The organism is Pseudomonas sp. PH1b (genome assembly GCF_000633395.1).
Lineage (GTDB): Bacteria > Pseudomonadota > Gammaproteobacteria > Pseudomonadales > Pseudomonadaceae > Aquipseudomonas.
The window spans coordinates 1-600 of sequence record NZ_AYMU01000087.1 but is presented as its reverse complement, the minus strand read 5'-3'; the positions used below and the strand labels follow the sequence as shown (position 1 = coordinate 600).

2 protein-coding genes are annotated in these 600 nt (G+C 62.3%); both read right to left on the bottom strand.

What is annotated here, in order from left to right; translation table 11 throughout:
* A partial coding sequence (locus tag U873_RS0134140) for a DUF3299 domain-containing protein (protein WP_025132490.1) occupies nt 1-357 on the bottom strand: 357 nt, incomplete at its 3' end.
* Nucleotides 358-493: 136 nt separating this feature from the next.
* Nucleotides 494-600, bottom strand: a 107-nt coding sequence (locus tag U873_RS0134135) for a GlsB/YeaQ/YmgE family stress response membrane protein (RefSeq protein WP_029978912.1), incomplete at its 5' end; no start/stop codon positions are given.

Genomic DNA, 600 nt, shown 5'->3' with positions numbered 1-600 from the left:
TGGCGGCACGTGGATGCAGGCCCCCGGGTACGGCACCAGGAAGAACAGCGTGCTGCGCCCCTTGGCATCGGCTTCCAGCGGCACCGGATAACCGCCGATGCGGATCTGCTTGTCGTTCATCGCTGCCACGGTCTTGGTGGAATACATCACCGCCGGCAAGCCCTTGCTCTGCTTCAGGCCGCCCTTTTCGGTGAAGGTGCCGTTGGCTTCCGGGGAGTTGTGGTCGATTTCCGGCATCTGCTCCAGGGCCTTCTGGTCCGACTTGGGCATCAGCTCCAGCCAATCGGTTTCCGGCAGTTCACCAGCCTGGGCCAGGCCGCAGCCCAGCAGAACAAAGGTCAATAGAAGACGGCGCATGAGAGGGTGGCTCGGTCAAAAAGGAAGGACGAAAAAACCCGGGCATTCTAGTGCCCAAACCGTCAGCTGCGGTGAAGTTTCAGATAAAGAAAGGGGTCCCCTCCGCCCGGATGGCAGAGGGGGCTTGCAGCGTGGCTCAGCTCTTTTTGACGAAGCCGTAGATCACCAGCAGGACGATCGCGCCCACCAGCGCACCGATGAAACCGGCGCCCTGGCCAGCCTGGTAGATGCCCAGCGCCTGGC